Annotated in this window: 16 protein-coding genes; 11 read left to right on the top strand and 5 right to left on the bottom strand. The window is 50.2% G+C overall.

All coding sequences use genetic code 11. From position 1 onward, the window contains the following. Positions 1-32: 32 nt before the first annotated feature. The gene (locus ACO0LF_RS12125) at positions 33-971 is read left to right on the top strand and encodes an N-acetylmuramoyl-L-alanine amidase-like domain-containing protein (RefSeq protein ID WP_423014331.1); all 939 of its coding nucleotides are present in this window, start codon (positions 33-35) and stop codon (positions 969-971) included. A gap of 1 nt (position 972) precedes the next feature. Here the strand turns inward: ACO0LF_RS12125 and ACO0LF_RS12120 are convergent, their stop codons facing one another. Then, positions 973-1,716, bottom strand: a complete 744-nt coding sequence (locus ACO0LF_RS12120; protein WP_423014330.1) for a helix-turn-helix domain-containing protein — start codon at positions 1,714-1,716, stop codon at positions 973-975. A 128-nt stretch (positions 1,717-1,844) separates the two neighbouring features. Between ACO0LF_RS12120 and ACO0LF_RS12115 the strand changes: the two genes are divergently transcribed. The 8 genes from ACO0LF_RS12115 to ftsB all read left to right on the top strand — a co-directional run bounded on the left by ACO0LF_RS12115 (position 1,845) and on the right by ftsB (position 11,709). Continuing rightward, positions 1,845-2,645: a hypothetical protein gene (locus tag ACO0LF_RS12115; protein WP_423014329.1), complete on the top strand. Its 801-nt coding sequence runs from the start codon at positions 1,845-1,847 to the stop codon at positions 2,643-2,645. Positions 2,646-2,693: 48 nt separating this feature from the next. After that, on the top strand, positions 2,694-3,500 hold the full coding sequence (locus ACO0LF_RS12110) for a TatD family hydrolase (protein ID WP_423014328.1): 807 nt from the start codon (positions 2,694-2,696) through the stop codon (positions 3,498-3,500). Between the two features lie 15 nt (positions 3,501-3,515). Beyond that, positions 3,516-5,945, top strand: coding sequence for a DNA internalization-related competence protein ComEC/Rec2 (locus ACO0LF_RS12105; RefSeq protein ID WP_423014327.1), 2,430 nt, complete (start codon positions 3,516-3,518; stop codon positions 5,943-5,945). Positions 5,946-5,960: 15 nt separating this feature from the next. Continuing rightward, positions 5,961-6,776, top strand: a complete 816-nt coding sequence (locus tag ACO0LF_RS12100) for an alpha/beta fold hydrolase (RefSeq protein WP_423014326.1) — start codon at positions 5,961-5,963, stop codon at positions 6,774-6,776. A 30-nt stretch (positions 6,777-6,806) separates the two neighbouring features. Next, entirely contained in the window at positions 6,807-7,751 is a 945-nt protein-coding gene (locus ACO0LF_RS12095) for a lipid A deacylase LpxR family protein (RefSeq protein ID WP_423014325.1), read from the top strand. Positions 7,752-7,862: 111 nt separating this feature from the next. Beyond that, complete coding sequence (locus ACO0LF_RS12090; RefSeq protein WP_423014324.1) at positions 7,863-9,506, top strand: CTP synthase; 1,644 nt, start codon at positions 7,863-7,865, stop codon at positions 9,504-9,506. 466 nt (positions 9,507-9,972) lie between these two features. Next, a complete protein-coding gene (eno, locus tag ACO0LF_RS12085; RefSeq protein ID WP_186946653.1) occupies positions 9,973-11,256 on the top strand; it encodes a phosphopyruvate hydratase in 1,284 nt (427 codons plus the stop codon). Positions 11,257-11,376: 120 nt separating this feature from the next. Further along, complete coding sequence (gene ftsB / locus ACO0LF_RS12080) at positions 11,377-11,709, top strand: cell division protein FtsB (RefSeq protein WP_423014323.1); 333 nt, start codon at positions 11,377-11,379, stop codon at positions 11,707-11,709. A 121-nt stretch (positions 11,710-11,830) separates the two neighbouring features. Here the strand turns inward: ftsB and ACO0LF_RS12075 are convergent, their stop codons facing one another. From ACO0LF_RS12075 to ACO0LF_RS12060, 4 genes are read right to left on the bottom strand one after another with little or no spacing between them, the layout of a single operon-like run. Then, the gene (locus ACO0LF_RS12075; RefSeq protein WP_423014322.1) at positions 11,831-12,541 is read right to left on the bottom strand and encodes an ABC transporter ATP-binding protein; all 711 of its coding nucleotides are present in this window, start codon (positions 12,539-12,541) and stop codon (positions 11,831-11,833) included. Beyond that, positions 12,538-13,305 carry an ABC transporter ATP-binding protein gene (locus ACO0LF_RS12070; protein ID WP_423014321.1) on the bottom strand — a complete coding sequence of 256 codons (768 nt, stop codon included), beginning with the start codon at positions 13,303-13,305 and terminating at the stop codon, positions 12,538-12,540. Before ACO0LF_RS12070 ends, ACO0LF_RS12075 begins: the two co-directional genes overlap by 4 nt. Beyond that, positions 13,302-14,273: a branched-chain amino acid ABC transporter permease gene (locus ACO0LF_RS12065; RefSeq protein WP_423014320.1), complete on the bottom strand. Its 972-nt coding sequence runs from the start codon at positions 14,271-14,273 to the stop codon at positions 13,302-13,304. The genes ACO0LF_RS12070 and ACO0LF_RS12065 overlap by 4 nt, the downstream gene beginning before the upstream one ends. Before the next feature lie 10 nt (positions 14,274-14,283). Then, positions 14,284-15,204 (bottom strand): branched-chain amino acid ABC transporter permease, encoded by a 921-nt coding sequence (locus ACO0LF_RS12060; protein ID WP_423014319.1) that lies wholly within the window; start codon positions 15,202-15,204, stop codon positions 14,284-14,286. Between the two features lie 209 nt (positions 15,205-15,413). Here ACO0LF_RS12060 and ACO0LF_RS12055 point away from each other — a divergent pair, with 209 nt between their 5' ends. Next, positions 15,414-17,048, top strand: coding sequence for a benzoate-CoA ligase family protein (locus tag ACO0LF_RS12055; protein ID WP_423014318.1), 1,635 nt, complete (start codon positions 15,414-15,416; stop codon positions 17,046-17,048). A 5-nt stretch (positions 17,049-17,053) separates the two neighbouring features. Continuing rightward, the gene (locus tag ACO0LF_RS12050; RefSeq protein ID WP_423014317.1) at positions 17,054-18,256 is read left to right on the top strand and encodes an ABC transporter substrate-binding protein; all 1,203 of its coding nucleotides are present in this window, start codon (positions 17,054-17,056) and stop codon (positions 18,254-18,256) included. The last annotated feature ends 2 nt before the right edge of the window (positions 18,257-18,258 follow it).

Raw genomic sequence — 18,258 nt, 5'->3', positions numbered from 1 at the left:
GTCTGGCTTTAGCCCATTCATTTTATTTCTCCATGTTTCCTCGCGTACTTGCCTTTGCCCTGGCTTCTGCTTTGCTGATTGTTTTACCTGCTCAAGCGCAAGAGAAGCAGGCAAGCACTTCTGCCAGGCTCGCCAATGAGCCATTCCAAAACAAAAAAATCTTCCAGATGACACCACAAGAGGTGGATCAATATCTGGTATTTTTGCATGCCAATGTGCCGGATTTGCGCCAGCGCATCGCCATGATCGCCAGGAAAAACATAGGCCAGCCCTACAAGCTCAACCTGCTGGGGGAATTCCCTTTCGAGCTGCATGATAACCTGCCCATGTATAGCCTGACCCATAGCGATTGCCTGGTATTTGTTGAGCACACTTATGCCATGGCCTTGAGCAGTTCCTGGGAAGAGTTTTTCTGGACCTTGCAGCGCATACGTTACAAGGATGGTCAAATCGGTGTGGTGACGCGCAATCATTACACGGAAGTGGACTGGAATCCCAATAACGCCTGGTTGCTCAAAGACATCAGCGCAGGATTTGGCGCCGACAAAGTGGCGAACTTTGACATTGTCGTTGACAGAGCCAAATTCCTGCGCGAGCAGCACCATAAAGTAAGCAATATCCCTGTGCAAACCAGCCGTGAAGCCTATGTCAGGGCAGACAAGGTAGATGCCATACTGGATCAGTTACGCGATGGTGATTTCGTGAATGTGGTGTCTGACAAGGATGGATATCAATCCATCACCCATGTAGGCCTGGTTGTGGTTGACGCCAATGGCAAACGCAATTTCTTGAACTCTGGCGAACCCCAGGTCAAGGAGGAGGGCTTTGATACCTTCATCAGCCGTACCAATGAAAGAACCAGGACCAGCAAGCAAGCCAAGCCACGCCGTTTGCTTGGTTTTAAATTCTTGCGCCTGCGTGATGACGTTGTCATCCCCGGTGCAGTTAGCCTGCCCAGACCGGGGAAGTAAACTAGGTTTTGCGTAGCGCAGTGAAACTGGCTGGCTCCCATTCACGCATGGCCAGTAATACTGCGGTGCCACGCCTTTTCTTGAGCGGGCTGCTCAAACTCTCTGTATGCAGCTCAGCCAGTTTTTGCCTGAGCTGGCGTATCTCAACCTGGAATTTCTCGGCAGCCGCATCTGTCAGCATGCCGTGGATGAAATGTTGTGACTCATATTCATGACTAAACGGCGCATCCAGAAAATCTGCCATACCAGTGTCGTGGAAATACTGGCGTATGGGGCCATGTGCTAGCCAATCAAAATCCCTGGCAATATTCAAGCGTATGCGATTATTTGGCATCAGGCTGATCAGACATAGTTTATCCAGGCGCAAGAGTTTGCTCAGGCATTCTGTTTCGCTGAGTTGGTAGACTTGCAGGATTTCTTCAAATTTCCAGTGATTCAGGGCGCAAACTGCCACCAGCAGCAGTTTTGTGTCTGAGACCAATTCTTTTTCCTGTGCGGGGCTCAAGCTATGGATGCGGGTATTGCTGGTATTTGCCTCCTGCGTGATTTCCATGAGGCTAAAGCCCAGAAACTGGCTGATTTGCGCCAGCCTTTCTATACTCATATTGGCACCATTCTCGGCACTTAAGAGGCGCTTGATACTGGCTTCGGACAAGTCCAGGGCTACAGCCACGTCCCTGTATGTTTTGCCTTGCAACTTCAATTGCTGCTTGATGCTGTTCAATAATTGCCGGATTTCAGTCATGACTTTGCAGGGCGAGGTTGCGGGATTTGATACTTCGATGATTGTATGTCGCTACTTTAGCAGTATTGGTTACATTATTTGCTGCCTTTCGCCACAATTACCCATCTGTTAAAACATAGGTGAGGAAAATGAAAACTGGATTGCGTGCGCTGCCATTGCTGATTTCGGCGCTGGCAGCCCTGGCATTACTGCTGCATGGGCCAATAGCCCAGCTCGCGCATTATCATGATTTTGCTGACCAGTCAGACTGGGCAGGCATACCTCATGCCATTGATGTGCTGACCAATCTTGGTTTTGCCATCGTCGCCCTGGCTGCTGGCTGGTTTTTGCTGGAAAAATATCGCCAAGGCGACATCGGTATTGCATTCCCCGCTTATTGCGTCTTTGCTCTGAGTATTGCCGCCACTACCGTGGGTTCCAGTTATTACCATCTGGCACCTGATGATGCACGCCTGTTTTGGGATAGATTACCCATTGCCTTCGCCTGCTGTAGCTTGCTGGCAGCGGTGAGGGCAGACACTTTGCCGGATATGGATGCCAGAAAAGCTTTCATGGAATTGGTATTGCTATTGATGGCTGCCTTGATGTCAGTGATCTGGTGGCAGCGGACAGATGATTTGCGTCCCTATTTGCTGATACAGGGCTTAACCCTGGTATTAATCCCATTATGGCAATGGATATGGAAAGCAGAACGTGCAGATCGACTGGCATTTGGCGCTGCCATGCTCTTGTACGTGGTCGCAAAAATCACTGAAATGCTGGATGGGCAGATTTTGCAGCAACTCCATGTCATGAGCGGCCACAGCCTCAAACATTTGCTGGCAGCCCTGGCTGCGGGTTTGATTGTCTATCGCTGGCGTGCCCATAAAGAAGCGCGTGCAATGGCAACTGTTCAAAAAATTGTAGCCCGCAGGCAAACTGCTTCATAATCAGCTTATTAATAAATTAGCCTGGGTTTGAAGCTCTATGTGGATATTATGTGGATAGATAGCCACTGTCATCTGGATGCAAGTGAGTTTGGCGGCACTTCGCTGGCTGTGGCTGACGCTGCAGCGCAAGCAGGCGTGTCGGCCATTGTCGTACCTGCCGTACACAAAAGCAATTTTGATACGGTCATCAAATTGGGTGAGCAAAGGGCGGATTGTTTTTATGCCCTGGGCATACATCCCATGTATGTGCCGACTTCAAAAGAAGAAGACTTGCTGCTCCTGCGCGAAAAAGTAAGCGAATTGATGGCGGGTGCGGATGCACAAAAAAAACTGGTGGCCATAGGCGAGATTGGTCTCGATTATTTTGTGCCTGCGCTGACCACAAGTCCTTTGAAAGAAAAGCAGGAATACTTCTATATAGAACAACTGAAGCTGGCCAGGGATTTTGATTTGCCGGTGCTGCTTCATGTGCGGCGTTCACAAGACATCATACTCAAACATTTGCGGCGCATCAAAGTCAGCGGAGGGATCGCCCATGCGTTTAACGGCAGTGTGCAGCAGGCACAGACCTTCATTGATATGGGTTTTAAGCTGGGTTTTGGTGGTGCCATGACGTTCACGCGGGCCCTGCAGATACGCAGGTTGGCAACGGACTTGCCACTGTCCAGCATCGTGCTGGAAACTGATGCACCCGATATTCCACCTAGTTGGCTACCAGAGGGCGCGAATACACCGGCCCAGCTACCAAAGATAGGGGCGGTGCTGGCGGAGTTGCGTAATCTCAGTCTGGGTGAAGTGGCGCAGGCAACCAGCGCCAATGCCATGCATATCATGCCACGCATGCAAAGGGCTTAGTCTGTGCGGGCGGTGATGTTGGGTATGGTGTTTGGTGTTGCCATCTTGCAGCAACAGGCAGCCTTATTCAGCTATCACTGGCTTTTGCTGTTGATGTCTTTCTCGCTGCTCGCCGCTCTTTTGCTATATAAATTTGATCTTCGGCCTTACCTCGGCGTGCCAGCTCGCTTCATGCTTGCTGCGGTATTTGGCTTTGTCTGGGCCAGCGGCTATGCCCATTTCTATCTGCGCGAAGAACTACCCAAGAAATGGGAAAATCAGGATATTGTTTTAATTGGCACCATCGATAGCTTGCCTTTTCGTTTTGAACAAGGACAAAGATTCAATTTTGCGGTAGAGCAGGTACATGCAGATGGTGTCGGTGATTTGAGCAGCCTAGCAACTTGGCCATCAAAAGTTGCACTATCCTGGTATGGTGCAGATCGCGGTAGCGATATGCGGCAAGTAACTGCCGTGCAGCCAGGTGAGCGCTGGCAATTGCGTGTGCGACTAAAACGGCCACATGGCAATGCAAATCCTATGGGATTTGACTATGAGGCATGGTTGCTGGAACAAGATCTGCGCGCCACGGGTACGGTGCGTCTGGATAAGTATGAGCCAGATGCGGTGCTGTATAACCGTAAGCTGGCTGATTTTGTCTGGAGTGTGGGCAATGTCATCGAGTCCAGTCGCGCCAAATTGCGTGACCGCATTCATGCTGCCTTGCCAAATCATCCATATGCAGGTGTGCTGGTGGCACTCGTGGTCGGCGATCAACGCGAAATTCCTCAAACTGACTGGACGGTATTCAACCGGGTAGGTATTGGCCATCTGATCAGTATTTCAGGTTTACATATCACTATGGTTGCGGGAATGCTTGCTGGCCTGGTGTTTTATTGTTGGCGGCACTCCTTCTTTCTGGGATTGGCATTGCCTTTACGTTTGCCTGCACAAAAGGCAGCGGCACTGGCTGGTGCGCTGATGGCCTTGGTGTACGTCGCCCTGGCTGGTTTTGGATTGCCGGCACAAAGAACCCTGATCATGTTGAGTGTGGTTGCCGTCGCTATCTGGACGGGGCGCATCAGCAGTTTTTCTGCGGTGTTGAGCCTGGCGCTGGGCCTGGTCGTGCTGGCAGATCCCTGGGCAGTATTGTCGCCGGGGTTTTGGTTGTCTTTTGCGGCGGTTGCCATCATCGTATTTGCGACAGGTGGGCAAGGGCATATCAAGCCACCAGAACAGCGCAGTGCGCGCATGATGCTGGGTTTGCGCTCGGCATCCTTGACGCAATATGCCGTGACGATAGGCATGCTGCCGTTGACCATGTTTTTGTTTGGGCAGATTTCTCTCATCAGCCCTCTGGCAAATGCGATTGCCATACCCCTCATCAGTTTTGTGGTGACGCCTCTGGCTCTGGTCGGCAGTATCCTGCCAGCTCCTTTATCTGTATGGCTGCTGAAAATCGCGCACGTCTTTGTGGATATTTTGGCGCAGTCCCTGAATTACTTTAGCGCTTTACCCTTCGCCGTCTGGACTGCGGCAATGCCCTCATTCTGGCTATTGGTATTGGCCACGCTGGGTATTTTGTGGCTGCTGGCTCCTAAAGCCTGGCCGCTACGCTGGCTGGGGCTGGTCTGTTGTTTGCCGCTGTTATTGCAGAGCTCGCAAAAACCAGCAGATGGCGAGTTGCAGGTGACGGCCCTGGATGTGGGGCAGGGCATGGCCTTGCTGCTGGAAACTGCACATCACAGGCTGCTCTATGATACTGGCCCGGGTTTGGGCGCTGATTCAGATAGTGGCAGCAGGGTGATTTTGCCCTACTTGCACGCGCGAGGCATCAATGCGCTTGATGCCATGATGATTTCCCATAATGATAATGACCATTCTGGCGGGGCTTTAAGCATACTCAGGCATGTGCCTGTGAAACTATCCAGCACTTCCCTGAGTCTTGACAGCCCCATCGTCCAGGCAGCAAGTCAGCATAGGCGATGTGTGGCTGGGCAGGCCTGGGATTGGGATGGCGTTCATTTTGAAGTTTTGCAACCCGGGGCGGCCAGTTATGAAAGCACAAAATGGAAACCCAATGCCCGTAGCTGCGTTTTGAGAGTATCCACAAAATCACATTCCATGTTGTTGGCAGGTGACATAGAAGCGATACAGGAGGATGAACTTATCCATAGCATACCGCTCAAACTCAAGTCCGATATATTGCTTGCACCTCACCATGGTAGTGGCACTTCGTCGACAGAGCCTTTCTTGAAAGTGGTGCAGCCCGAGCTGGCAATTTTCCAGGTCGGCTACCTGAATCGTTATCACCATCCCAAGCCGGAAGTCTTCCAGCGCTATGCTGATTTTGGAATAAAACGTCTAAGAACAGATGAATCGGGTGCAATCAGCATACAATTTGGCGCATCATTGAAAACTTCGCAATTCAGACAGGAAAATGCGCGTTACTGGTTTGACCGGTAATGCTATCCCCTTTTTATGAACGAGACTACCGTAAAACCCATCATCCATTTTGTCCATGGCAATAGCTTTCCGTCCGGGACATATCGCGTGTTTCTCGATCATTTGCGTACTGCGTATGAAGTCCATGCCACCGACATGGTTGGTCATGACCCCGCATATCCTGTGACCGATGGCTGGCGCAATCTGGTACAGGAACTCATAGACACTCTGCAGGCAAACTATCAGCAGCCTGTGATTTTGCTGGGACATTCGCTGGGTGGCATCTTGTCGCTCATGGCTGCCAGGGCCAGGCCAGACCTGGTGCGCGGCGTGGTGGTACTGGATTCTCCCGTGGTATCAGGCTGGCGCGCGATGCTGTTGCGTATCTTTAAAACTCTTGGGCTGGATAAGAAATTTTCTCCTGCACGCTTCTCAGAAAAACGTCGTCATTTGTGGAAGAATGAAGAAGAGGCTTATCAGCACTTTGCTTCCAAAGAAATGTTTGCCATCTGGCCACCAGAAGTCTTGCGTGACTATATGAGGGCGGGACTCAAGCTGCACCCGGAAGGGGTTACCCTGCGTTTTACCCGTGAAGTGGAAACGGCAATCTACCGCACTCTGCCGCATGGTTTGGGACGTTTGAATAAACGCCCCCCCAATGTACCTGTCGGTTTTGTTGGTGGCACTGAATCGATAGAATGTCGTCAGGCTGGTCCTCATGCGACAAAAAAATTAATGGGCGATAATTATGTACTTATTCCTGGTGGCCATTTGATCCCCATGGAAGTGCCTGGGCAAACTGCTACCGCTGTGCTGGCTATGCTGGAACGCATGAAACTAAGCTCAATTTAAGCCTCATATAAACACGATCGCGATAAATACATGAATCAAATCAAGCCTGTATTGAAATTTTCTACCGCATTAGCAGCAGTGTTCTTCACTGCCAGTACGTTTGCACAAGAGGCTTTGCCGTCATGGGATGAATTTGCCCAGGTGCGCCAGACAGGCAAGATCACCTGGCTAGTGGATATTGATAACGACAGCCTCTTGTTCAAGAAAGAGGATGGTTTCTATACCGCTGGTAACAAGATAGGACAAAGTTTTACCAAAACTAATGCCGCGCAGGCGCTGACCTATGGTTGGCGTGTGGGGCAGGAGTTGTATACGGCATCCGACATCAAGCTGACTCCAAACCAGATATCCAGGAATGACCATCCTTACGCTGGCTGGTTGTATGCGGGCATCTACCGTGAAAAGAATGAAGCTAGTGGCCAAAGTCAGCGACTGAGCCTGGATCTGGGATGTCTGGGGCCTTGCGCCGGTGGCGAATGGACGCAAACGCACTTGCACAGATTGCTGAAGCAGCCTTTGCCACAAGGCTGGAGTACGCAGTTGCGTAATGAATGGGGTGCAGTATTATCGGGTGAATATTCACCCGGTCGCATCGTGGCTATGTCCAATATAGATATTGCTCCGCGCCTCAAAGGACGTTTCGGTAATATATTTACTGATGCCAGTGCAGAGTTGATGATACGTGCCGGCAGTTTGAATGCCTTGCCTGAGCAGCCAGCCAGCTATGGTTTCTTGCGTACCGAACTCAAGGCTGTTGCCTACAATGCAAGCATACAGGGCGGCTACTTTAACAATCAGGCTACGACAGTCAAGCCCAAAAGCCTGGTAGGTGAGTTTGAAATAGGTTATTTATGGCGTGGTGAAAACTACGGTGCATCGGCATCTTTCATTCGTCGCAGCAATGAAATCAAGGAGTTGAGCAATGGTCAGGGTGCCCAGAATTTTGCAAGATTGCAATTTATTTACGCAATGTAAACCAGCCAGCTTCTGAAATTTCACAGGATTTGCAGGCGGGAATTCGCGCACATCATGGCTTAGTGATGTATAATTCGAATTTCCCGCTTGTGCCGTTCGGCACCTTCTGCAATGACTAAGTTTGTATTCGTTACGGGGGGCGTAGTCTCCTCTTTAGGCAAAGGCATTGCTGCTGCCTCTCTCGCTGCGATCCTTGAATCGCGCGGTCTCAAAGTCACTATGCTCAAACTTGATCCCTACATCAATGTGGATCCAGGTACCATGAGCCCATTCCAGCATGGCGAAGTTTTCGTGACCGATGACGGCGCTGAAACTGATCTGGATCTGGGACACTACGAGCGTTTCATCACGGCCAAAATGAAAAAGGTGAATAATTTCACCACTGGCCAGATCTATGAATCCGTTATCCGTAAAGAACGTCGCGGTGAATACCTGGGCAAGACTGTGCAAGTTATTCCGCACATCACCAATGAAATCCAGGAATTCATCCATCGTGGCGCAGCCGGTGCTGACGTTGCCCTGGTTGAAATCGGTGGCACGGTGGGTGATATAGAATCCCTGCCTTTCCTCGAAGCTGCCCGTCAACTGAGTCTGCGTGCTGGCCGTAATGCAGCGGCCTTTGTGCATCTGACGCTGGTTCCTTATGTTGCCGCTGCTGGCGAACTGAAAACCAAACCTACACAACATAGTGTACAAAAACTGCGTGAAATCGGTATTTTCCCGGATGCCTTGTTGTGCCGTGCTGACCGTCCTATCCCTGACGATGAGCGTGCCAAGATTTCCCTGTTCGCCAACGTGGCTGAGGAAGCAGTGATTTCTGTTTGGGATGCAGATACTATCTATAAGATTCCACAGATGTTGCACGACCAGGGTCTGGATAAAATCGTATGCGATAAGCTGGGCTTGTCACCAAAACCAGCGAATCTGGCCATGTGGGATAAATTGATCTATGCCCTGGAAAATCCGAAAGAAGAAGTCACTATCGGTATGGTTGGCAAATATGTAGATCTGACAGAGTCGTATAAATCTTTGACAGAAGCCCTGCGTCATGCTGGTATCCACACGGAGAGCCGTGTGAATATTGAGTACGTTGACTCTGAAGAAATCGAAGCGCATGGTACCAAGTCACTGGAAAAATACGATGCCATCCTGGTGCCAGGTGGTTTTGGCAAGCGCGGCGTAGAAGGCAAGATACTGGCTGCCCGCTATGCACGTGAAAACAAAATACCTTACCTCGGCATTTGCCTGGGTATGCAAGTTGCACTGATTGAATACGCACGTAACAAGGCCGGTCTGGCAATGGCAAACTCGACAGAGTTTGATGCTGAGACAGAGCAGCCAGTGGTTGCCCTCATCAATGAATGGCAAAACCATGACGGTAAAGTTGAGACGCGGGATGAGAATTCTGACCTCGGTGGCACCATGCGTCTGGGCGCGCAAACTTGCGCAGTTCGTTCTGGTACTTTGGCATCCGAGATTTATGGCAATGTCGTGACTGAGCGTCATCGTCATCGCTATGAGGCCAATAATCATTATCTGGGTCGTGTTGAAGCAGCTGGTTTGATCGTCTCTGCCCGTACGCCAACAGAAGATTTGTGCGAAATCATGGAATTGTCGCGTGATGTTCATCCTTGGTATCTGGGTGTGCAGTACCACCCCGAGTTCAAATCGACACCGCGTGATGGCCATCCCTTGTTTATCTCTTTTGCCAAGGCGGCGATAGACCATAAAAAGGCGCAAGGTAATAAGGCATGAGATGTGAGGGATTTGATGCGGGCCTGAACCAGTGTCATCCTGGTAGTTTGAAGACTGGTTTGTCTGTTATCTGTGAATCCTGATTAAAAAGGCGAGCCACTTCTGTGGCTCGCCTTTTTTGCAAGATGCTACGTAGTTGCTTGAAGGAATGTTGTTGATGTGCTCGGAAGATGGTGCTGGCAGTGACATGTCAGACTTCTTGAGCCTGCTTTTGCTTGATTTGATCTGTGCTGAGGTTTTTTTTTGCTTATCAGCGTAAAAAGCCGCAAGAATAAAGTTTTGTCCGGCTTGAAGTGTCGCCGTAATGGGGTATCATCTGCACCATCATTTTGGCTGTATCAAAGTCATTACAGCAGTCAGCTTTATTTATCTGTCGGCATATCCGGCCAGCGGATGTTTTGCAAATCAGATTCGTATTATTTTGTTCGATATTTTGTTCGATATTTTGATTGTTTAGGAGAATTGAATGAGTGCCATCGTTGATATTATCGGTCGTGAAATTCTGGATTCACGCGGTAACCCAACTGTTGAATGTGATGTCTTGCTGGAGTCTGGTGTCATGGGCCGTGCTGCTGTGCCTTCTGGTGCATCCACAGGTTCCCGTGAAGCGATAGAGCTGCGTGATGGTGATAAGTCTCGCTATCTGGGCAAGGGCGTTTTGAAAGCCTGTGAGCATATCAATACTGAAATCGCCGAAGCCATCATGGGCCTGGATGCGAATGAGCAGGCATTTCTGGATCGTACCCTGATCGATCTGGACGGTACTGAAAACAAGAGCCGCCTCGGTGCAAATGCCATGCTGGCCGTGTCCATGGCTGTCGCCAAAGCTGCTGCTGAAGAAGCTGGTTTGCCACTGTACCGTTATTTCGGCGGTTCAGGCGCGATGCAATTACCTGTGCCTATGATGAACGTCATCAATGGTGGCGCACATGCTGACAATAATCTGGATATTCAAGAGTTCATGATTATCCCGGTAGGCGCGCCAACTTTCCGCGAAGCAGTTCGTTATGGTGCAGAAGTATTCCACGCCCTGAAAAAGATTTTGCATGACAAAGGCTTGACGACAGCGGTTGGTGATGAAGGTGGTTTTGCGCCTTCCGTAGATAATCACGAATCTGCCATTAAACTGATTATCCAGGCGATAGAAGCTGCTGGCTACGAGCCAGGCACGCAAATCGCATTGGGTCTGGATTGCGCTGCCAGCGAATTCTACAAAGACGGCAAATATCACCTAGAAGGTGAAGGCCTGACTTTGTCATCTGCTGACTTCACCAATCTGCTGGCAACCTGGGTAGACAAATATCCTATCATCTCCATCGAAGACGGCATGGCTGAAGGCGATTGGGATGGTTGGGCTATCCTGACTGAAAAACTGGGCAAGAAAGTCCAGATCGTTGGCGATGACTTGTTCGTCACCAATACCAAGATCCTGAAAGAAGGCATACAAAAAGGTATCGCCAACTCCATCCTGATCAAGATCAACCAGATCGGTACTTTGACAGAAACTTTTGCTGCGATAGAAATGGCAAAACGTGCTGGTTATACAGCTGTGATTTCTCATCGCTCCGGTGAGACAGAAGACAGCACGATTGCTGATATCGCCGTTGGTACCAATGCCCTGCAAATCAAGACTGGCTCTTTGTCCCGTTCTGATCGTATGGCAAAATACAACCAATTGCTGCGTATTGAAGAAGATTTGGGCGAAATTGCCAGCTATCCTGGTCGCGATGCCTTCTATAATCTGAAGTAATCTGGTATCGTGCAAAGAAAAAGGGGAACTAAGTTCCCCTTTTTCTTGTTAGTTTCTTCCAGGAATATCTTTGTATTAATTGTGCCGTATTTTCAGTTTCATTTTTTGTACCAATAACCCGTGCGTTTGATAGCCCTTTCCTTTGTTGCCTTGCTGATGTTAATCCAATACCCGCTGTGGTTGGGTAAGGGGGGCTGGTTGCGTGTTTGGGAGTTGGATAGGCAAGTTGCGCAGGTCAAAAGCAACAATGAAAAACTCAAAGAGCGCAACGGCAAGCTCGAATCTGAAGTGCAGGATTTGAAAACCGGGACAGACGCCGTAGAAGAGCGCGCCCGCTTTGAATTGGGCATGATCAAGAAAAACGAAATCTTCGTACAAATTCTGGATGCCAATTCACCTGCATCATCATCAGCATCGGCTGAGCGCGTACTGCCTGCGCAAGTCAAGCCCTGATTTTTCTACGCCATTTAAATTCAGCTTTATGGGCGTGCATTTGCAGACGATAATCTGAACCTGAGTAGTGCTAAGGTCTTGGGCTTGGGTGTGCAAGCGCGTTATCAATTCTAAATACCAGTTAAACCCCCACATATTTCTGCCAGGTCTCAGGCGACTGCGTCAGGCTTTCGCTATTGCCATGCCAGACTATCTTGCCGCGTTCCATGATGCTGTGCTGGTCGGCAAGGGGGATGAGCTTTTCTACATATTTATCGATGACCAGCGTGGTTTGCCCTTGGTCGCGCAGTTTTCTGAGGCAAGCCCAGATTTCTTCGCGCACCAGTGGTGATAAGCCTTCTGTCGCTTCATCGAGTATCAACAGGTGTGGGTTGGTCATCAAGGCGCGTGAGATGGCCAGCATTTGCTGTTCTCCGCCAGATAACTGGTTGCCCATATTGCCAGCCCGCTCGGCCAGGCGTGGGAAGAGTTGGTAAATTTCTTTCAGGCTCCATGGTGTTTTGCTTTGATTGCGATTGGCGGCAAAGGCGACCAGATTTTCTTTGACGGTCAGGTTGGGGAAAATCTGTCTGCCTTCCGGCACCAGGGCTATGCCCATCCTGGCGATTTTATCCGTCGTCATTTTTTCTATGCGCTGGCCCATGAAACTGATATTGCCGCTATGCGCTGGTGTCAGCCCCAGTATCGAGCGCAAGGTCGTTGTTTTGCCAGCGCCATTGCGCCCCAGCAGGCTGGCGACTTCACCCTGACGTATTTGCAGGTCTATGCCAAACAAGACCTGGCTGTGGCCATAGGCGGTAGCTATATGTTCGACTTCCAGTATGGTCTTCATGCGGATTCCTTGAGTGCGATATCCATTTCATCACCTAGATAGGCTTTCTTGACTTCCGGGTTCTGGCGTATCTGTTCTGCAGTACCAGTTGCGATGATGGACCCTGCTACCAAGACAGAAATGCGATCAGCTAGCTTGAAGACGGCGTCCATATCATGTTCAATCAAAATCACGGCGGCCTTGCCGCGCAGGGCGGCGATGAGTTCCAGCATCTTGCCTGATTCTTCATGTCCAGTGCCTGCCATGGGCTCATCAAGCAAGAGCAGTTTGGGTTGCGTCGCCAGCGTTAATCCGAGTTCCAGTTGACGTTGTTCGCCATGCGCAAGTTCACAGGCTTTGCTGTTGACCACTTCCGCCAACCCTATGTCACTGGCGAGTTGTCTTGCTTGCTCAAAAAGTGCCTGTTCATCTATAGCCTTGCGCCAGAAGCGCATGCTGCTGCCTGAGCGTGCCTGTATCGCCAGGCTCAGGTTATCGATGACGGTATATGACTGGAAAATATTCGTGATCTGGTAAGAGCGTGCCAATCCAAGCTTGACGCGTTCATGCATGCTGAGTGCCGTGACATCGATGTCATTGAAAATAATCTGCCCCTGGTTTGGCGCAATGGCGCCGGAGATCTGATGTATCAGCGTAGTCTTGCCTGCGCCATTCGGGCCTATGATGGCGTGGATCTCGCCAGGGAATACATCCAGGCTCAGATTGTTGGTTGCGACCAGGCCGCCATAGCGTTTGACCAGGCTTTTTAGTTGTAACACGCTCATGCCTGATCCCCCTGAGGTTTTTTCGATGACATGAATTTTTGCGGCAGGCTGGCCAGGCCATTTGGTAATAGCATGACCACCAGCAGCAAGATAATGCCCAGATACAATTGCCAGTGTATGGTGTAGCCAGACAGGATTTCTTCCAGCATCAACATGACGACTGCACCCAATATGCCACCAGACAGATAACCCACTCCACCGAGTATGACCATCACCATCAGGCTGCCTGATTGCGTCCAGTGCAGCAGGTTAGGGCTGACCAGCATGTTCTGGTTTGCCAGTAGAGCACCTGCGAGGCTGGCGACGCTACCTGCAATCGCAAAACACAGCAGCTTGTAGCGAAACACCGGGTAACCTATGGCTTCCATGCGGGTTTCATTTTCCTTGATGGCTTGTATCACCCGACCAAAACGGGAGTTGATAAGTCGGTACAGGATGAAGAGAAATAGGGCGCAGATGGCCAGCACCAGATAATAAAAATTGCTGTCATTTGTCATATCCAAGCCAGTGACTGAGCGTTGCGCCAGGCTCAGGCCATCGTCACCGCCATAATTTTTTAGTGATACGAACAAAAAGTACAGCATCTGCGCGAATGCCAGCGTGATCATGATGAAATATACGCCGCGCGTCCTGAGTGAGACACTGCCTATTGCAAGTGCCAGCACAAAGCCAGTCAGCATCGCCACCGGCCAGCTGATCCAGGCAGACGTGACGCCATGCTGCATCAGTATGCCCACCACATAAGCACCACTGCCAAAGAAGGCAGCGTGCCCCAGACTGATCATGCCGCCAAAACCGAGTATCAGGTTCAGGCTACTTGCCACCAGGGCGAAAATCATCAAGCGGCTTAACAAGCCTATATAAAAATCCTGGGCGAAGTAAGTCGCTAGCAGAGGGAAGGCAATCAGTAGTAGCAGTATGCTTATGCTGGACTTGCGCGAGATGGTGTGATGGAGGCTGCTTTGCATGATTACTCCCTTAGCCTCGCGCAGGGAAGAGACCCTGGGGTTTGTAAAACAGCACGGCTGCCATGAGTACATAAATTAGTATTGATGCCAGGGCAGGGCCAAGATTGGCTGCCATCTCCAGTGGCATCAATAGTTTTAGTGCACCAGGCAGCAAGGTTTTACTCAGGGTATCAACCAGCCCCACCAGTAATGCGCCTACCAGTGCACCGCGTATCGAGCCTATGCCGCCAATGACGATGACCACAAACGCCAGTATCAAGATGCTTTCACCCATACCCACCTGTACTGCGAGTATGGAACCGAGTAGAGCTCCTGCGATGGCGCACAGAGCTGCACCAAAGGCAAACAGCAGTGTAAACACCAGCTTGATATTGATGCCCATGGTGATGGCCATTTCACGATTCGATGCACCCGCCCGCACCAGCATGCCTATGCGGGTTTTAGTGACGACAAAATACAGCAGGCCAGCGACAGCCAGCCCGGTGGCAATGATGAACAGGCGGAAAGATGAATAAAAGAAATCAGGCAACAATTCCACCGGTTGTGCCAGTTGAGGCGGAATATTCAGCATCAGTGGCTGCGCACCCCAGATCATGCGCGCACCTTCGTTAAAGATCAGTATCAATGCAAAAGTCGCCAGCACATGGGATAAATGATCGCGCTGGTATAAATGTCTGAAGACCACTACTTCCAGTATCACACCCAGCAGCGCTGTTGCTATCACCGCCGCCAGCAAGCCGAGCCAGAAAGAACCTGTCATGCTGGTAAAGCTGGCGGCGAAATAAGCACCGGCCATATAGAGGGAGCCATGGGCTAGATTGATGAAATCCATGATGCCAAAGATCAGCGTCAGGCCTGCTGCCAGCAGAAAAAGCATGAGACCAAATTGCAAGCCGTTTAAACCGTGCTCCAACAAAAGCGTGATGTTCATTCTTATATCCCTGATGGTGCTGCTAAGGTATTCAATGAAATTACTTTAGGCCTAAAATATACTATAAGCGACTCAATTGAAAATATTTTCTTTGAGAAAAACTTGTTTTGATGCTAAAAAACACTTTACCTAAAAATAGTTTAGGTTTAAAGTAGTTTGGTGTTTTCGGGGTTGCTGTATCAATATCGTGTACCAAAGCCGGAGAAGAAATGAATTCAACTGTGCTACCAGGGTCTGCCCATCTGGATACCTTTGCTTTTGATCACTTGCCGCCACGCGAGCAATGGCCCGAACTGGTTTTTTCTTTGCCTGAATTGCAATATCCCGAACGCCTGAATTGTGTTGCCGACTTGCTCGACAAGATGTGTGCAACCGGCCATGCCGACAGCATTGCCATTCGCAGCCAGACAGAAAGCTGGACTTATTCCCATCTGCTGGCTACCGTCAATCGCATTGCCCATGTCTTGCTCAAAGATATGCATTTGCAGCCCGGTAACAGGGTCTTGTTACGCGGTGCGAATAACCCCATGATGGCTGCCAGTGTGCTGGCTGTCATCAAGGCCGGCTGTATTGCTGTTCCCACGATGCCCTTGTTGCGCGCCAAGGAATTAGGCGTGATCGCGAACAAGGCTGAAATTGCCGTCGCCCTTTGCTCAGAAAATCTGCGTGAAGAGATGGAACTAGCTATACAAGCCAATCCCATATTGACGCAGGTTATCTATTTTAATCATCAGGGCGATGATGGCCTGGAAGCCCTTATGGCTGGCAAGTCACCTGAATTTGCCGCTGTCGATACCCTGGCCGAAGATGTCTGCCTCATCAGTTTTACTTCTGGTACGACCGGCATGCCCAAAGGCACCATGCACTTCCACAGGGATGTGCTGGTGATCTGTGATTGCTTCCCGCGTTCCACCTTGCAGTCTGCGCAAAGCGATATTTTCATAGGTACGCCGCCACTGGCATTTACATTTGGCCTGGGTGGCTTGCTGCTGTTTCCTTTGCGTGTTGGTGCAACAGCAGTCTTGCTGGAAAAACTGACGCCAGAATCCCTGCTAAAAGCCATAGACGAATTCAAGGCCACCGTCTGTTTTACTGCGCCTACCTTTTATCGCCAGATGGCCACGCTGGCAAAGAACTTTGATTTGTCCAGCCTTAAGAAAACCGTTTCTGCCGGTGAAGCCTTGCCTGCCTCAACCCGTGAAGCCTGGCGTCAGGCGACTGGCCTGGTCATGATAGACGGCATAGGTGCGACCGAGATGCTGCATATCTTTATTTCTGCCGCAGGTGATGATGTGCGGGCAGGGGCAACCGGCAAGCCCATTGCCGGTTACCAAGCATGTATATTTGATGAGCATGGCGACATGGCAGGCCCTGGTGTGGTTGGCCGTCTGGCAGTCAAAGGGCCAACAGGTTGCCGTTATCTGGCAGATGACAGGCAAAAAAATTATGTGCATCAGGGCTGGAACCTGACAGGCGATGCCTATGAGATGGATGCCGACGGTTACTTCTGGTACCGCGCCCGCACCGACGATATGATTATTTCTGCTGGCTATAACATCGCCGGGCCTGAGGTGGAGGAAGCCTTGCTCAAGCATCCAGTAGTGTCTGAATGCGCCGTCATAGGTCTGGCGGATGAAGAGCGCGGCCAGATCGTCAAGGCTTTTGTGGTGTTGAAAGCCGGTGAGCAGGCATCAGCAGAGCTGAGCAAGGAAATCCAGGATTTCGTCAAGAATAGTATTGCCCCCTATAAGTATCCGCGTGCCATAGAATTCATGACGAGTTTGCCGAGAACGGAAACCGGTAAGCTGCAGCGCTATAAATTGCGCGCACCTGTCGCAAACTAATATCAATGCCTACAAATCCGAAGGAGACGTTCGTGAAAAAGACCTTGCTGTGTTTATTGTTGTCCAGTATTGCTGCGACCAATGCGAACTGTGCGTTTGCTGCAGACAAAGTCAAAGTAGGCATGGTCACCACCTTGTCTGGTGCGGGTGCTGGCCTGGGTGTGGATATACGCGATGGCTTTTCTCTGGCCATGAAACATCTGGACAATAAATTCGGCAATTTGCCCGTTGAAGTGATTACGGGTGATGATCAGCAAAATCCTGACGCGACCAAGCAACTGGTGAACAAGCTCATCAAGAAAGACAAAGTCGATTTGATGACTGGCATCGTGTTTTCCAATCTGATGCTGGCAGTCGGGCCAACGATTTTTGGTGCCAAGGTACATTACATCAGTGCCAATGCTGGCCCTTCGCAATATGCCGGTGAGCAATGTAATCCCTATTTCTTTAACGTGGCCTGGCAGAACGACAGCCTGCATGAAGCTGTTGGCAAGCAAGTCAATGACAAGGGCTTTAAAAATGTTGCATTGGTTGCGCCCAATTATCCGGCAGGCAAAGACGCACTGACTGGTTTCAAGCGCTATTACAAGGGCAAGGTTGCTGAAGAAATCTACACCAAACTGGGGCAGCTTGATTATGCGACTGAACTGGCGCAGATACGCAACCTGAAACCCGATGCCGTGTATATCTTTCTGCCAGGTGGTATGGGTATCAATTTCATCAAGCAGTTTGTGGATGCCGGTTTATCCAAGAATACCCAGCTCTTTGGACCAGGCTTCTCCGCTGATGAAGATATCATCAAGGCAGTCGGCGCACCCATGCTGGGCATGTTCAATGCATCGCAATGGGGACATGATATGGATAACCCGCAAAACAAGCGTTTTGTTGCTGACTTCCAGAAAGAATATGGCCGCCTGCCATCGCTATATGCATCGCAAGGCTATGATGCTGCCATGCTGATGGATAGTGCCGTGCGCGGTGTCAAGGGCAAGATAGAAGACAAGGACGCCCTGGGTAAAGCCATCAAGGCCGCCAACTTCAAATCCGTGCGCGGCGATTTCAAGTTCAACAACAATCACTATCCTGTGCAAAATTATTATGCACGCATCATCAGCAAGGATGCGCAGGGCAGGGTAACCAATAAAACTTTGAGCCCCGTATTTACCAATCATCCAGATGCTTATGTAGCTTCCTGCAAAATGCAGTAATG

The sequence above is a fragment of the Undibacterium sp. Di27W genome, from assembly GCF_049340345.1.
In the GTDB taxonomy this organism is placed as follows: Bacteria; Pseudomonadota; Gammaproteobacteria; order Burkholderiales; family Burkholderiaceae_D; genus Undibacterium.
The sequence above is the reverse complement of the archived record's forward strand: the minus strand, read 5'-3'. Positions and strand labels throughout refer to the sequence as shown.

Coding starts and splice junctions, on each gene's coding strand:
- ACO0LF_RS12115 (WP_423014329.1), top strand. CDS start 1,845: ATGAAAACTGGATTGCGTGCGCTGCCATTGCTGATTTCGGCGCTGGCA.
- ACO0LF_RS12055 (WP_423014318.1), top strand. CDS start 15,414: ATGAATTCAACTGTGCTACCAGGGTCTGCCCATCTGGATACCTTTGCT.
- ACO0LF_RS12125 (WP_423014331.1), top strand. CDS start 33: ATGTTTCCTCGCGTACTTGCCTTTGCCCTGGCTTCTGCTTTGCTGATT.
- ACO0LF_RS12090 (WP_423014324.1), top strand. CDS start 7,863: ATGACTAAGTTTGTATTCGTTACGGGGGGCGTAGTCTCCTCTTTAGGC.
- ACO0LF_RS12110 (WP_423014328.1), top strand. CDS start 2,694: ATGTGGATAGATAGCCACTGTCATCTGGATGCAAGTGAGTTTGGCGGC.
- eno (WP_186946653.1), top strand. CDS start 9,973: ATGAGTGCCATCGTTGATATTATCGGTCGTGAAATTCTGGATTCACGC.
- ACO0LF_RS12120 (WP_423014330.1), bottom strand. CDS start 1,716: ATGACTGAAATCCGGCAATTATTGAACAGCATCAAGCAGCAATTGAAG.
- ACO0LF_RS12065 (WP_423014320.1), bottom strand. CDS start 14,273: ATGCAAAGCAGCCTCCATCACACCATCTCGCGCAAGTCCAGCATAAGC.
- ACO0LF_RS12105 (WP_423014327.1), top strand. CDS start 3,516: ATGTTGGGTATGGTGTTTGGTGTTGCCATCTTGCAGCAACAGGCAGCC.
- ACO0LF_RS12075 (WP_423014322.1), bottom strand. CDS start 12,541: ATGAAGACCATACTGGAAGTCGAACATATAGCTACCGCCTATGGCCAC.
- ACO0LF_RS12070 (WP_423014321.1), bottom strand. CDS start 13,305: ATGAGCGTGTTACAACTAAAAAGCCTGGTCAAACGCTATGGCGGCCTG.
- ACO0LF_RS12050 (WP_423014317.1), top strand. CDS start 17,054: ATGCCTACAAATCCGAAGGAGACGTTCGTGAAAAAGACCTTGCTGTGT.
- ACO0LF_RS12095 (WP_423014325.1), top strand. CDS start 6,807: ATGAATCAAATCAAGCCTGTATTGAAATTTTCTACCGCATTAGCAGCA.
- ACO0LF_RS12060 (WP_423014319.1), bottom strand. CDS start 15,204: ATGAACATCACGCTTTTGTTGGAGCACGGTTTAAACGGCTTGCAATTT.
- ACO0LF_RS12100 (WP_423014326.1), top strand. CDS start 5,961: ATGAACGAGACTACCGTAAAACCCATCATCCATTTTGTCCATGGCAAT.